Source organism: Adlercreutzia mucosicola DSM 19490, assembly GCF_000422625.1.
Taxonomy (GTDB): domain Bacteria; phylum Actinomycetota; class Coriobacteriia; order Coriobacteriales; family Eggerthellaceae; genus Adlercreutzia; species Adlercreutzia mucosicola.
In genome coordinates, this window is sequence record NZ_AUGK01000013.1 from 71,504 (window position 1) to 86,091 (window position 14,588).

General features: G+C 64.0%; 12 protein-coding genes. 2 read left to right on the top strand and 10 right to left on the bottom strand.

The features are described 5' to 3' along the window. Positions 1-253: 253 nt before the first annotated feature. Together G503_RS14480 and G503_RS0108570 are read left to right on the top strand one after the other, a co-directional pair. Positions 254-640 (top strand): histone H1 family protein, encoded by a 387-nt coding sequence (locus tag G503_RS14480; protein WP_169628158.1) that lies wholly within the window; start codon positions 254-256, stop codon positions 638-640. Between the two features lie 136 nt (positions 641-776). Beyond that, positions 777-2,159 (top strand): sodium-dependent transporter, encoded by a 1,383-nt coding sequence (locus G503_RS0108570; RefSeq protein ID WP_028027257.1) that lies wholly within the window; start codon positions 777-779, stop codon positions 2,157-2,159. 3 nt (positions 2,160-2,162) lie between these two features. Here the strand turns inward: G503_RS0108570 and fdhD are convergent, their stop codons facing one another. The 10 genes from fdhD to ftsE form a co-directional block, all read right to left on the bottom strand. Then, positions 2,163-2,954, bottom strand: coding sequence for a formate dehydrogenase accessory sulfurtransferase FdhD (gene fdhD, locus G503_RS14485; RefSeq protein WP_051191073.1), 792 nt, complete (start codon positions 2,952-2,954; stop codon positions 2,163-2,165). A gap of 205 nt (positions 2,955-3,159) precedes the next feature. Continuing rightward, on the bottom strand, positions 3,160-3,768 hold the full coding sequence (locus tag G503_RS0108580) for a 4Fe-4S dicluster domain-containing protein (RefSeq protein ID WP_028027258.1): 609 nt from the start codon (positions 3,766-3,768) through the stop codon (positions 3,160-3,162). Positions 3,769-3,781: 13 nt separating this feature from the next. Continuing rightward, positions 3,782-6,520: a molybdopterin-dependent oxidoreductase gene (locus tag G503_RS0108585; protein ID WP_028027259.1), complete on the bottom strand. Its 2,739-nt coding sequence runs from the start codon at positions 6,518-6,520 to the stop codon at positions 3,782-3,784. Between the two features lie 326 nt (positions 6,521-6,846). Next, a complete protein-coding gene (locus tag G503_RS0108590; RefSeq protein WP_028027260.1) occupies positions 6,847-7,779 on the bottom strand; it encodes a slipin family protein in 933 nt (310 codons plus the stop codon). 24 nt (positions 7,780-7,803) lie between these two features. Continuing rightward, a complete protein-coding gene (locus tag G503_RS0108595) occupies positions 7,804-8,238 on the bottom strand; it encodes a GntR family transcriptional regulator (protein ID WP_156891974.1) in 435 nt (144 codons plus the stop codon). A gap of 99 nt (positions 8,239-8,337) precedes the next feature. Next, positions 8,338-9,288, bottom strand: coding sequence for an NrfD/PsrC family molybdoenzyme membrane anchor subunit (nrfD, locus tag G503_RS0108600; RefSeq protein ID WP_028027262.1), 951 nt, complete (start codon positions 9,286-9,288; stop codon positions 8,338-8,340). Continuing rightward, on the bottom strand, positions 9,282-11,303 hold the full coding sequence (rnr, locus tag G503_RS0108605; RefSeq protein WP_028027263.1) for a ribonuclease R: 2,022 nt from the start codon (positions 11,301-11,303) through the stop codon (positions 9,282-9,284). The genes nrfD and rnr overlap by 7 nt, the downstream gene beginning before the upstream one ends. Positions 11,304-11,364: 61 nt before the next feature. After that, positions 11,365-12,678: a S41 family peptidase gene (locus G503_RS0108610; protein ID WP_235715532.1), complete on the bottom strand. Its 1,314-nt coding sequence runs from the start codon at positions 12,676-12,678 to the stop codon at positions 11,365-11,367. Between the two features lie 88 nt (positions 12,679-12,766). Continuing rightward, complete coding sequence (gene ftsX, locus G503_RS0108615; protein WP_028027265.1) at positions 12,767-13,681, bottom strand: permease-like cell division protein FtsX; 915 nt, start codon at positions 13,679-13,681, stop codon at positions 12,767-12,769. Continuing rightward, positions 13,674-14,558 (bottom strand): cell division ATP-binding protein FtsE, encoded by an 885-nt coding sequence (ftsE, locus tag G503_RS0108620; RefSeq protein ID WP_439104660.1) that lies wholly within the window; start codon positions 14,556-14,558, stop codon positions 13,674-13,676. The genes ftsX and ftsE overlap by 8 nt, the downstream gene beginning before the upstream one ends. Positions 14,559-14,588: the final 30 nt, after the last annotated feature.

The window sequence follows — 14,588 nt, forward strand, 5'->3', positions numbered from 1 at the left end:
CACTCCTTCACGCTTTGGATGCCGTTGAAATCACAATTCCCTATAGTGTACGCCATCGGGCCTGTCCCCCGGCGCGGCTGCGGCCCTTCCCCCTATTTTGGTCACAAACCTGAGTCCTGCGCCTGCCATTCCAACGGGGTCTTAACGGAACATCAAAGGGGCGTCATCAGTCGGTGCGGCCGCGACGAAACCCGTGCCAACAAACTCTATGATTTCACTAGGTTATTTCACCACCCCCGAAGGGAGATTCACCATGAGCTTCATCGACAAAATCAAGGATGCCGGCGAGGATATCAAGGACGCGTTCGCCGAAGGTGCCCACGACCTGGCCGAAAAAGCCGGAGACCTCAAAGACGCCGCAGCCGAGAAGGCGGGCGACATCAAGGATGCCGTAGCGGAAAAGGCCGGCGAAGTTGCCGACAAGGCCGGCGAGATGAAGGACGCCGCCGCCGAGAAGGCCGAAGACCTGAAGAAGGCCGCGGGCGACGCGGCTGAGAAGGCCAAGGACGCTGCGGGCGATGCCAAGGACGCCGTGGCCGAGAAGGCCGAGGATGCCAAGGAAGCCGTCGCCGCCAAGGCCGAAGAGGCCAAGGAGGCCGCTGACGATGTCGCGGCGAAGGCCAAGGACGCCACGAAGTAGCGCGCCCATCACATTTCCGGGAAGGCCCCCTTGCTTGACAATTCTCACGCAAGGGGGCCTTCTCTTCTGGTAGCATGGCTGAGTTACCGTCTATCTCGGGGCATTTTGCATCGTCCCGTTTCCCCAAGGAGCATCTATGGAACGCGAGCGCTTCGGCAGCCGCCTCGGCTTCATCCTCATCTCGGCCGGCTGCGCCATCGGCCTGGGCAACGTCTGGCGCTTCCCCTACATCACCGGCGAGTACGGCGGCGCGGCCTTCCTCGTGCTCTACCTTGCCTTCCTGCTCGTGCTGGGCCTACCCATCCTTGTCATGGAGTTCGCCGTGGGCCGCGGTTCCCAGCGCTCCATAGCCCGGGCCTTCAACGAGCTGGAGCCGGCCGGCACCCACTGGCACAAGTACAAGTGGATCGGCGGGGCCGGCTGCTACCTGCTCATGATGTTCTACACCACCGTGGCCGGCTGGATGCTCGCCTACGTGCCGAAGATGGCCACCGGCCAGTTCATCGGCGCCGATACCGCCCAGACCCAGGCCATCTTCAACGCCATGCTGGCCGATCCGGCAGAGGTGGTGTTCTGGATGGTGCTCACTTGCGCCATCGCCATCCTCATCTGCTCCATGGGCGTGCAGAAGGGCGTGGAGCGGGTCACGAAGGTGATGATGCTCGCGCTTCTGGCCATCCTCGGCGTGCTCGTGGTGCGAGCCCTCACCCTGCCCGGCGCGGGCGAGGGCGTGTCCTTCTACCTGCTGCCCGACTTCTCGAAGATCTTCGCCAGCCCCGACACCTTCTTCGAGGCAGCCTACGCGGCCATGGGCCAGGCGTTCTTCACCCTGTCCATCGGCATGGGCTCCATGACCATCTTCGGCAGCTACATCGACAAGCACCGCTCGCTCATGGGCGAGGCGGCCACCATCGGTGCCTTGGACACCGGCGTGGCGCTCGCCACGGGACTGATCATCTTCCCGGCCTGCTTCGCCTTCGGCGTGGCCCCCGATTCGGGCCCGGGTCTGGTGTTCATCACCCTGCCGAGCGTCTTCGAGCAGATGTGGCTCGGCCAGGTCTGGGGCACGCTCTTCTTCGTGTTCATGAGCTTCGCGGCGCTCTCCACGGTCATCGCCGTGTTCGAGGGCATCCTGCGCTTCTCCATGGACCAGTGGGGCTGGTCGCGCAAACGGGCGGTCATTGTGAACCTCATCGCCATCCCGCTGCTGTCCCTGCCCTGCGCGCTGGGCTTCAACGTGCTCTCGGACGTGGTCATGCCCGGCGTGGGCGACATCCAGACCGTGGAGGACTTCCTCGTGTCAAGCAACATCATGCCCTTAGGCTCGCTGGTCTTCGTGCTGTTCTGTGTGAGCCGCCGGGGCTGGGGCTGGAAGAACTTCCTCGCCGAGGCCAACGAGGGCACGGGGCTCAAGTTCCCCGCGTGGCTGTACCACTGGATGTGCTTCGGCGTGCCGGTGCTCGTAGTCATCATCCTCATCATGGGCTGGGCGCCCATCGTCGCCAGCTGGATGGCGTAGAAGCTACTTGATCCGCGCGGTGTGGGTGTAGACGTTGAACTTGCCGCTCTTGGCAAAGCCGATGAGCGTCACACCGTGCTCGCAGGCCAGCTGGATCGAGAGATTCGTCGGCGCGCCCGGGGAAATAACCACGGGAAAGCCGATGCGAATGGCCCGCGCGATAATCTCCCGTGGCACACGGCCCGAGAACAGCAGTATCTTATCCGATGCGTCGGCGCCGTTCATCACGCACCAACCGGCCAGCTTGTCCAAGGCATTGTGGCGCCCGATGTCCTCGAACCACGCCACCAGCGCGCCGTCGCGATCCACCATCACGGCGCTGTGAACACCGCCGGTACGATGGAACAGCTCTGAACCGCCTTCCAAGTACTCAATGCGCTCGGAAACCTCCTGGGCCGTCAGCATCGGCTCGATCGGCCGGTCACGCGATGCCTCGGGACACAACACGCGGTCGACCACCAAGCCAGCCGCCCCGGCATCATCCGTCGTCTCCACCGTCACCGTGCCCGCTTCCTCGTCGATCTCCAGGTCCAGTATCTGATCGAACCGGTCGATGCGGCCCGACGTGAACAGACCGCCTATCACCAACTCGCGCACATCCCACGGTGAGCAGGTCATATCACGATAGGGAACGCCGTTCAGCGTCGTGGCGTACACCACTTCCTCGATGACGGAATCGAGCCTAATGGAGCTTTTCTCCTTGTCGAAACGGCAGATGAGTCCATGGGTGAACGAAGCTTGCCCGCGACTGTCCTGTTGCGTCGCCAGATCTTCCTCATGTGCCTGGATCTGCATGGCTTTCTCCTTCCAAGGACATTCTCGCTCCATGGGTGCGCCGTCTCGCCAGTGCACGTAACGCGCTCATCTCGAGCAATCGTGCGGTCATCTATTGTATCAGGTTGCGTAAAGCTCCCTCGTCCGTTTGCCACGTCGGACAGAACGCCCAAAAAGCAAAGCGGCGCCCCGGGAGGAAGGGCGCCGCTTGAAAGCCGAACGAGTCCTAGGCGTTCACGTTCTTCGGGAGGTACCAAACCGAGGGGTTCGTCGCCTCCTCAGGCAGCAGCTGGAATCCGCCCGCCGCCTCGGCCTGAGCTCGCAGCTCGTCCAGATCACCGAACACGCGAGCGCCTCCAGGGCAAGCAGCCACACACGCCTGCTGGGCGCCCTCGCCGGCATCGATGCGCTCGGCACAGAAGGTGCACTTATCCATGGTGCCCGCCGGCATAGTCGGATACATAACCTCTTCGTATTCGTTCAGCGTTTCGCCGAAATAGCCGTTCTCGTCCTCGCTATAGCACCGAGCACCATAGGGGCACGCCCCCATGCACGACTTGCAGCCGATGCACTCATCCTTGTTGATGACCACAATGCCGTCATCGCGCTTCACCGAAGCCCCCGTCGGGCACACCTCAACACACGGAGCCACTTCGCAGTGCATACACAGCATGGGATAAGCCGTCATGCGCACGTCGGGATAGGAGCCCTCGCACTCGCGCTCCACGTGGGAGCGGCGCACGCCGGGGCGAGTGCCGTGAGCCTCCTTGCAGGCCACGCTGCAGGCATGGCAGCCAATGCACTTCTTCAAGTCAATGAGCATTCCGTAGGTCATGACTCATCCCCTCCTAGGAAATCTTCTCGATCTTAACGCGAACAGTCTGGTCGAGCGCCGAGCAGATATGGTCGAGCCGCTTGGGATCCTGACCGGGCACCAGATGGGAGATAGCCGTTCCCTTGCCCTTGATTGCCGGCTGGAACTCCGAAGCCGAGCCCCAGGTGCCGGCGATAACCGCCAAGCAAGCGGGGTGAATCTTCTCGGAGGTCATCACGATACCCTCAACCCAGGAGTCGTGCTGGCTGGTCAGACGCACCGCGTCGCCGTCGGCCAGTCCCTTCTCCTTGGCCACCGTCGCGTTCATCTCAATGGCGTACGCGTAGGGATTCGTCATATTGATCTCGTCGATGTACGGATTCTCCAAAGCCCACGAGTCGGTGTTGATGGCGTCGGTGTAGTACACGGGGAACAGGTCGAAAGCCGGGTCAGAGGCCTCCCACTCCACCGCGGGCTTCCAATCGGGGAAGGGCTGATAGTCATCAGTCTCCCAGTAGATGCCCAGATCGGCCACGGCCGCCTCGATCTTCTCCTTCGCCTCGAACATGAAGTCCCAATACAGCGGCACCTTGCCCGGAGCGTCGTTGGCCCAGATGTACATCTCGTCCACATCGCGCGGATGGGTGTACACCCCGTTCTCTTTCAGCCAGGCATAGTCAACCTTGTCATCCAGAACGCTGCGAGTCACCGAGTCGGCGAAGCCCTCCATGTTGAACTTCTGGTCCATGGGGATGGAATACTCCGGCTTCACGCGATACACGCCGTTCAAAAGGCCGATGTACGCCTCGTTCATGCCCTTGCGGTCGGCAAGCTCGCCCATGATCTCGAAGATAGACATGACGCCGTCCTTGGGCTCCACGACCTTCTGCCATACCGGATAGGCCCATGGAATGTCCACGCCGCCGATCACGCGATGGTTCAGGAAGAAGTGGGGCATCGGGTCGATGCGCTCGAGGTAGCTTGCCTCGGGCAGGAACAGATCGTAGAAGTACGACGAATCGTTCAGGAAGAGGTCGACGCCGATCACGTACTCGAAGTCCTTGAAGATCTTGATCTGCTCGTCGTGGTTGCCCCACCACTTGATGGGATTGCAGCCGTAGGCGAACATCACCTTCACCGGCTGAGTGTGGTACATGTCGGGATCAGCCTGAGCGATATTGTAGAAATGCGCGTCCTCGCCAATGGGCTGCAGCGCGAGCATGGACATGTCCTTGGGCGCATAGTCGCCGTTGCGCACCTTCTCGTAGTAGGAGTGGGGATAAGCCAGCATCAGCGACACGTCGTTGATGAAGCCGTCCTCCTCCCAAATCGAGGGACGCCACTGCACGTAGGGCTGCTCCGCGTCGGTCCAGCCGTTGCAGGCCGGATCGAAGCCGATGAGACCACCGACGGAGTTCGTCGCGCCGACCAAAACGTTCAGGGAGATGACCGACCAGCACGCATGGAAAGCATGCTTGTGGCGCGTGAGCCCCGAGAACAGGTCAGCGCACACGGGACGATAGGGCAAGGTCACGCCATCGATCTCGATGGTCTCGCCGATGCAGGCAGCCTCGCCGAACTCCTTCGCCACCTGGCGAATGGTGGCCGCCGGTACCGTGGTGATCTCCTCCTGGTACTCGGGCGTGTACTTCTTCAGATGCTCCTTGTACAGCGAGAAGCCCGTGGTGCACACCTCGCCGTTCGCCTCAAAGGAACCCTCAAGCTGGGGATTCTCGCACTGATCGTAAGGCTTCACCTGGTTATCGGCATCCATGTATAGCGCTTTGTTGGACGAGGGATCGCGCAGAATGCGCCCCGTGGCGTTGCTCACCAGAGCCGGGCCGTTGGTGCGCTTGGCCAGGTAATCGCGATCGATCAGATCCAGTTCGTGCACCAGCACATAGGCGATGGACAGAGCCGCCGCCGCATCGGTGCTCGGCATGATGGGCACCCACATGTCGGCGGCCTCGCCCGAGGAGCTCATATGCGGGTCGAAATTGACCAGGCGCAGCCCTTCGGCGCGACGCTGGGAGAACAGGCTCGCCGTCATATTGAAGCCGTGGCGCGTGGCCGTGCCGGCATTGGTGCCGAACTGCAGGATGTAGTTGCAATACTTGTAGTCGGGCATGGCGTTGCCAGCGCCCGTGTAAATATAGCTGACCTGGTGCACACCAGTGCCGCACAAATCGGCGATGGCGTTGGCCGGCTCATAGGCACCGTACAGGGCGCCCAGCGCCATGCCCTTCACGAGCGAGCCCGCCTGGCTGGCCACCATGGAGGCGCTGCCGATGGCACCGGGATACTCGGCGGCCGCAGCCGAGAGCTTCTCGTCCATAATGGCGAAGGCCTCGTCCCAGCTGATCTCCTCCCAGCCCGGATCGATGCCGATGCCCTTCTCGGGATTCGTTCGCTTCATGGGCTTGGTCACGCGGTTGGGGTCGTACAGCTGCATAATGCCCGAAGCACCCTTGCCGCAGATGTGGCCTTTGCCAATCGGGCTGTCCGGATTACCCGTCAGTTCCACGACAACGCCGTCGATGACATGGGCCTTGATGCTGCAATTGCAGAAACACATGTTGCAGCACGTGGGAATCCACTCCCCCTCGTTCGGATCGTAGGCCATCTTCTCGGGCGAGGTGTTCGCCAGCGACTGCCCCCCTTCTCCGCCCGTCTGGGTGGCGCATCCCGCCAGGCCCAGCCCGGCGGCAGCTGCAGCTGCACCCGCTCCTGCCACGAACCCTCGACGGCTGACCTTCAGTCCGTTCTCGCTCATGGGTTACCCCCTTCTATGAAGTTGTGCCCCCACCCCTTGCAGGGGCCCCTTCGGCATCCCAAAATGCCTACTGTCAGAGTACACTATCCTACTATGACAATCAAGCACTACGATTATCCTATCTGTCGAATAACAGAAAAGGTCATCGATAGGAAACGATCTTGCGACCAGGGGAAATACCGGCTCAACTTTCAAACGGCACGTCTAGCACCCTCAGACTGTGAGAAATTCGGAGCAACCGAAGCTGCTGCACAAGCACGACAGCATTGCGCACCGTTACCTTGAAATGTCGCAGCACAATCGCCTGCTACGCAGGAAGCGCTCCTCTATTTCAGGAAACTGTCAATGTTGTTGAAGGCCTCGCCGAAGGCGGACGGAGCGATCACCAGACCACCCTTCTCCTTCACCGACTCGTAGATGAGGTTCATGGTGCGCAGCTGCAGTGCCTTGTCGTTGCGCTCGTAGACAGCCGCGGCCTCGACGAACATCTCGGAGATGTCTTTTTCCACCTCGGCCAGCAGCAGGCGGGAATTGCGCTCACGCTCGGCCTGGGCCTCCTTCGACAGGGCATCCTGCAGATCCGATGGCACGGCGATATCGCGAATCTCCACCGACACCACGGTAATGCCCCAGGCGCGCGTCTTCTCCTCCAAGATATCCTTCACCTCGTTGTCCAGCTGCTCGCGGCGCGTGGCCACCTCGGCCAGATTGATGCGGCCCACGGCATCGCGCAGGGCCGTCTGGGCGGCCCACCACACGGCCGAGGAGTAGTCCTCCACTTCAACGCAGGCATCCTTGGGATCCCACACCATCCAGAACAGCACCGCATCGATGCCGAGCGGCACCAAGTCGGCCGTCAAGGCCTCCTCGGCCGAGAACGGCGTGGTGATCATGCGCTGATCGACGCGGGCCGCCACCGACTCCACAATGGGAATCACCGTGTAGATGCCCGGGCCGCCGATGCGGCTGAACCGTCCCAAGCGCAGAATGACAACGCGCTCCCACTGGGGCGCGATGCGCACGGCACTGGTCATCACCAGTCCCAAGGCAACGCCGCCGATCAGGGCCACCGGCTCCGACACGCGCCACAGCGCCAGGGCGAACAGGCCACCCACAACGAGAAACAGCGCCACGGCGAACACGTACACACTGTTGCGCGAGGTCTTCTTCGCCGTGGGCGCCGCCATGGAACCGGCCAGCGCCGTAGCGCGGGCGGGCCCCTGGGCCGCCTCGCGCGTCTGCTTCGCCTTGCTTCTCACCCATTCCCCCTTGCAGATCCGCGGCTACACCGTGCCGCCCAGCAAAATCAGCTGCTCAGACACCAGGTCGTGAATATCCTCGGCCGACATGCCCTTAGTCAGGGCCTGCTGGACGAAATCGATGGCCAGCGCTTCCACGTCCCCGTCGACCGCCGACAGCTTCACACCCTTAAGATCGGACACGTAGGTGCCGCGCCCCCGCTGCGTGTAGATGTAGCCGTCGCGCTCCAGATCCTGGTACACCTTGTTCACGGTGTTGTAGTTCACGCCCAGCTGCACCGACAGCTCGCGCACCGAGGGCAGTCGCTCACCGCGCTCGAACTTGCCAGCGGAAATGAGATACACCAGGCGCTTGCGAATCTGAATCCAAATGGGGACGACGCTCTTCTCGTTGATGCGAAACGCGCTGATCGGCTCGACCTCCGCCGACACCTTCGCAATCTCTTCTCTCACGGTCATAAGGGGGCCATCCTTCTCTCAGCTATAGTGTCATAGTATCACAGCGGACGGCGACAGCAAAGCGGCGTGACAGCCACTGGCCTTCCGTAGGGAACCCCCTTAGTTCCAGAAGCCGAGCGCGCTCATGAAGGCCAGGTTGAAGCGCTCCGTGGCCATCAGCAGGGCGATGCGCAGGCACAGCCCCCCGACCAAGGTGCAGGTCGCCCCCAAGGCCACCGCCATCGGCGCGGGCAGACGACGGCAGACCACGTCCACCGAAAAGGGCACCACCAGGCCCGTGAATACCACACCGAACCAGAACAGGGGCAGCAATCGTCCGCTCACCAGCAGCTGCGCCGCCGTCAGCGACGGGCCGGCAGCCGCGAACGAATCGACCAGAAACACCCCGAGCACCACCGCCTCCACGGCGATGAGCACGGCGTCCACCGCGAGGAGCGCATCCATCGCCCCCGCCACCTCGGGCATAGCCTGGCGGAAGAAGGCCGTCACCATGAGCGCGGCCAATCCGCAGGCGAGGGCCGATGCCATGAACAGCACCGGCACCCAGAAGGTGTGCAGGAAGGGCAGCGACGGGTACATGGCCAGAAACACGCCGGCGTACACCACCACGAACAGGGCGAGACCGGTGGCCACCACGCTGCTGGCGAACTCCCCCACCCGCAGCACCACGCGCCCCGAGCCGCGCTCGCGCTCGAAGTCGTCGTCATCATCGCCGGCGAGCGCCCCCAGCGCCAAAGCCGCGCCGGCGCTCACGCAGAAAGCCACAATGCTCCAAGCGCCCATGGACAGCAGGCTGGGCGTGGATACGAGGAACAGGCGGAAGGCCCGCTCGGGCACGCCCAAGTCCAGCACGAGGAACAAGGCGCTGACTGCCACCAGCACCGGGCCCAGCACGAGCCCCGCATCGGTCACCGCGCTCACGCGGACAAACCATCCCCAGGCGGCCGTCGGTCGGAAACGCAGCACGAGATCCACGACCGACCCGATGAGGAAGGCCCCCGCGCCGGTGCCGGCCAAAAACAGGTACAGCGCGATGTAGGCGCTTACCACGACGACCCTCCGGCCAGAGCGAATTCCAGTGAGCTCGCCGCAGGATCGGCCGCCGTCAGCACCACGGCCACACGCTGGCCCAGACGGTAGCGCTTGCCGCTCTCCTGGCCTACGAGCGTATAGGCCACCGGGTCGAAGGCGAAGTACTCGCTGCCGAGTGCGCTCACGGGCAAAAGCCCCTCTGCCGTGCAGTCCAGGCGCACGTAGAGCCCATAGCCGGCCACGCCCGACACCACCGCCGAGAAGGCCTGTCCCACGAAGTCCTGCAGATACTCTACCATCTTCAGCTCCTGGGACTGGCGGGCCGCCGTGTCGGCCACGCGCTCCATGTCCGAAGAATGCTCGGCGATCCAGGGCAGCGCTGCCACTTCCTGATCGAACTTCTCGGGGCGCCGCGTGAGGGCCGCGCGCAGCATACGGTGCACCACCAGATCGGGATAGCGGCGGATGGGGCTCGTGAAATGGCAGTAGGCCTCGCTCGCCAGGCCGTAGTGCCCCTCATTCTCGGGTCGGTACACCGCCCGCTTCATGGCGCGCAGGAGCAGCGACGACACCAGCTCGCCCTCGCTGCGCCCCTCGCTCGCCTCCAAAATCTCCTGGATAACGTGGGCGTCCCCCACCACCAGGCGACGCCCCATCACCGGCGTGAACCAGGAAAACTCCTGGAAGATGGGCACGAGCGAGCCCAGGGCATCGGCGGCCGGAGCCTCGTGCACGCGAAAGATGCAGGGAAAACGGCGCTCGTCCAGAAAAGCGGCCACGGTCTCGTTCGCCAGAATCATGGCCTGCTCGATAAGGCTCGTCGCATCGGTCTTGCGGCGCAGGGCGATGTCCGTCGGTCGTCCGTCGCCGTCCAGGGCCACCTTCGCCTCAGTGGTGGCGAAGTCGATGGCGCCGGCCGCCGCGCGCGCCGCCTCGCGCAGCTTCGCCAAGCGCGAGCACTGCACCAGGCGCCAGGACAGATCGTCGCCGGCAGCGATGGCCTCCTTGTAGTCCACCAGGATGGCATCGGCCTGCTCGTAGGACAGCCGCGCCTTCGAGCGGATAAGCGCCGGGTAGCACTCCGCCCGCACCAGGTCGCCCCGATCGCTCAGATACAGGTCCACGGTCATGGACCGTCGATCGCAGTCGGGGGCCAGCGAGCACAGCTCGTCGGACAGCGCCGGCGGCAGCATGGGAATCACCCGGTCGGCCAGATACACACTCGTGGCGCGGCGTCGCGCATCCAGATCCACCGACGAGTTCCACGGTACGTAGTGGGATACGTCGGCGATGTGCACGCCCAGCCGCCACAGGCCGTCCTCCTCGAGAAAGTCCAGGGACAAAGCGTCGTCGAAGTCCTTGGCGTCGGCGGGGTCGATGGTGAACACGAAGCGCTCCCGCAGGTCGCGATAGCCCGCAGCCAGGGCCCCCTCCGCATCGAGGCGCGCGGCGGCCGCGTCGGCCAGGGCCCCCTCGGAGAACACCGTTTCCAGCTTGTGGCGGCCGATGATGAGGTCGATGCCCGCTGTGGGCGCGCCCGCCTCGTCGGCCAGCACCTCCTCCACCACCCCGCAGGCGGCGCTCTTGCGCGTCGGGTACTGGGTCAGCCGCGCCCGCACCAAGGCGCCGTCGGGCACCTCGGGGGCATCGGCGCGCATGGTGAACACGTCGTAGGGAATGCGCGGGTCGGCGGGCACCACCACGCCGAAGGGCTCGGCCACCTCGTAGCGGCCCACCACGGTGTCATGGGCCCGATCGATCACCCGCAGTACCCGGGCCGCCGGCGCGCCCTCGGGCGGGCCGCCCGCGCCGGCGCGGGCGCGCCCCTTCGAAGCGCCTCGGCGCTCGAAGGGGGCGACCTCCACCAGATCGCCGTCGAAGGCCCCGGCGGTGGCCGTCGCAGGAATGAAGTACTCCCCCTCGGCCGTCTGCACGAACCCGAACCCGCCGGGACGGCCCACGAGCACGCCTCGCGGCTGAGCCTTCGGCTTGCGCCGCGTGCCGCGCTTCTTGGGGCCTCGGTTCTTGCCCATCGTCATCCTCCCCCGTTCATGGCCCCGACCGCTCGCACGGCCCGGGCCCTTCCGCTTGCCCCTAGGCTGCCGGCACCAGGGCCCGGGCCGTATCGATGGCCAGGCTCAGCTGCGAGTCGGTACCCGGATCGTCGTCGGCCGCCACGCCCACCTGGGGCACCACGCCCACCCCGTCGATGGGCTGGCCCAAGGGCGACAGATAGTAGGCGGCCGTGTAGCGCACGGCCCCGCCGAAGTCCAGCTCGCGCACCACCTGCACCGACCCCTTGCCCAGGGTGGTCTCGCCCACCACCTCAGCCCGCTGGTTGTCCAGCAGCGCCGCCGCCAGCACTTCGGCGGCCGCGGCGGTGTACTTATTCACCAGCACCACCATGGGGGCATCGGTGATGGCCTTCTTGCCCGCGGCGCTCTTGGTGGTGGGGGTGCCCTCGTTAGTCTGGATCTCCACCACCACGCCGGTCTCGATGAACAGGCTGGCGATGTCCACCGCCTGAGTCAGGTACCCGCCGGAATTGTCGCGCAAGTCCAGCACGAAGGCCGTAGCCCCCTGAGACGTCAGCGATTCCACCGCCTGGCGCACCAGATCGGCGGCGTTGTTCGTGATCTGGCGCACCTTGATCACGCCCACGTTGCCCGCCAGCTCGGTGGACAGGTTCGCCTCCTCGTACACCTTGCACACAAGCGAGGTGGTGAACTGCTCGCCAGTCTGGGCATCCACGCTCGACGGGTGCATCCAGGTAATCGATACCACGGCACCCTCGTCCTTGGCCAGAGCATTCACCACCTCGGTCATCGACCAGGATGTCGTGTTCTCCCCGTCGATGGCGTCGATGAAGTCGCCCTGCTGCACGCCCTTGGCCTCGGCCTCGGACCCCTCGAACACGTCGGCCACGTAGGCGCGCCCGTTGTAGTCGGCGAACACCACGCCGATGCCGGCATAGCTGCGCTCGGAGGTCTCCTTGATATAGTTGTTGTACAGATCGGGGTTGTAGTAGGTGGCGTAGGGGTCGCCCGTGGCCTTCATCAGGTCGTCCAGCGTGGAATAGGTGGCCTTGGTGATGTCAACATGATCCATGCTGTAGGTGGAAAGGATCCGCTCCACCTCGCCCACCCGGGCCGACACCGACTCGTCGTAGGTGTTCGTCGGCGAAATCTGCGACAGCGCCTGCTTCTCGGCCTCGGACAGCGGCACGCCCCAGCTGGCCACCAGCTCGGTCTGGCTGCGCAGCACGAATCCAGCGCAGAAGGCCACGGCCACCAAGATGATCGTCGCGAACACGCGAAACAGCAGATGGTTCGTCGCCTGTTCGGCGCGCCGGCCCGCTCGGGCCTGAGGGTTCGGGGCAATATGCCTGCCATTGTTGTCTTGGACCACTTCGACTCCTTTATATGCTAAAGCGCGATCCCCGGGCGATGAGCCGCGGGGATCGCGCTCGGCGCTTCCCAGTTTGTCCGCGGGACCGCTACACCTTGAGGTAGCGCCTCATGGCGAAGGCAGAACCCAGCAGACCGATGATGAGACCAGCACCCACCAGCACGATATAGATCATCATATAGGTGGTACCGCTCACGTCAAGTGACAGGAAGGAAAGGGCTGATTGCAGCTTGGGCATGGCGTACATGCGCAGCACCTGCAGCACGCCCACGGCCAGAAGCGAGCCAATAAGCGCATGGAGCGCGCCTTCCATGAGGAAGGGCCCGCGGATAAAGCCGTTCGAGGCGCCCACCAGGCGCATGATGGCGATCTCCTTGCGGCGCGCCATAATGGCCAGGCGAATGGTGTTGTTGATGAACACGAGCGCGATGAACACGAGCAGCAGCACCAGGGCCACACCCAGGTAGCGCACGTACTTCGTCACCGAGAACAGACGGTCGACGGTCTTCTGACCGTACTTCAGCGAGTCGGCCGGGTTATCCGGCTCGTCGCAGATAGAACGGAAGGTCTCGTCGGCCTCGATGGCCCCGGCGATCTGCTCGACTTTCTGCGGGTCGGACAGATTCACATCGATGGAGGCGGGCAGCGGGTTCGTGCCGTCCAGCTGCTCGATGATCTCGGGGTTGGTGGTCATGGAGTTCTTGAAGTTCTCCAGGGCCTGATCTTTGGTGGTGAAGCCGACGCTCTCCACGCCGTCCATGCCCTTGATGGTGTTCATGACCGCGTCGATGGACTCCTGGGAGGCGTCGTCGGCCACGTAGGCCGTGATGGACACCTCGCTTTCGATGGAGGACACCAAGCGCTCGATGATGGTGCCGCCCACCAAGAACACGCCGATGATCAGAAGCGACAGGAAAATGGTGATGATGGAGCCCAGGGTGGTGGACAGGTTCCGTGCGAAGCCCTGGAGCGATTCCTTGAAGAAATAGAACAGACTAGACATCGAAGCCGTACACCCCCCGGTCCTGGTCGCGGGTCAGATGCCCGCGGTCGAGCGCGATAACGCGGCGACGCATGTTGTCGACCATCTCACGGTCGTGGGTGGCCACGAGCACGGTGGTGCCCGTACGGTTAATGCGCTCGAGCAGATCCATGATGCCGCGGGACGTCTGGGGATCCAGGTTTCCCGTGGGCTCGTCGCAGATGAGCAGCGGCGGGCGGTTCACGATGGCTCGCGCAATGGACACGCGCTGCTGCTGGCCGCCGGACAGCTCGTCGGGATAGCTGTTCAACTTGTCGGACAAACCCACCAGGCGCAGCACCTCGGGCACCTGGGTCTTGATGACATGGCGGCTCTTCCCGATAACTTCCAGGGCGAAGGCCACATTCTCGAACACCGTCTTGTTCGGCAGCAGCTTGAAGTCCTGGAACACGCAGCCGATATTGCGGCGCAGGTAGGGCACGCGCCAGTTGCGCATGGTGGTGAGGTCCTCGTCGGCCACGTAGATCTTGCCCTGGCTGGGCTTGATCTCGCGGGTGAGCAGGCGGATGAAGGTGGACTTGCCGGATCCGGAATGGCCCACCAGGAAGATGAACTCCCCGGCGAAGATCTGCAGGGTCACATCCGACAGCGCCGGCTTGTTGGGCTGGGCCGGATAGGTCTTGGTCACGTGGTCGAAGGTGATGACCGGCGCGCCCATGGGGCCCGCGGTCTCATCGACCTCCAATACCGGCAACGATTGCGACAGCTGCGAGGTCATCGCCGCTTTGCGCGAGTGCGTCGGCTGGGGCGCCGCCGCGCGCGTGCGCGGGTTGCCGCCGGACACGCCGGCATGGCGGCCGCCGCGACCAGGGGCAGCCTGGTTCCTTTCATTCGTCACAGCTTGCTCCGTTCAGATTGACATGTACTG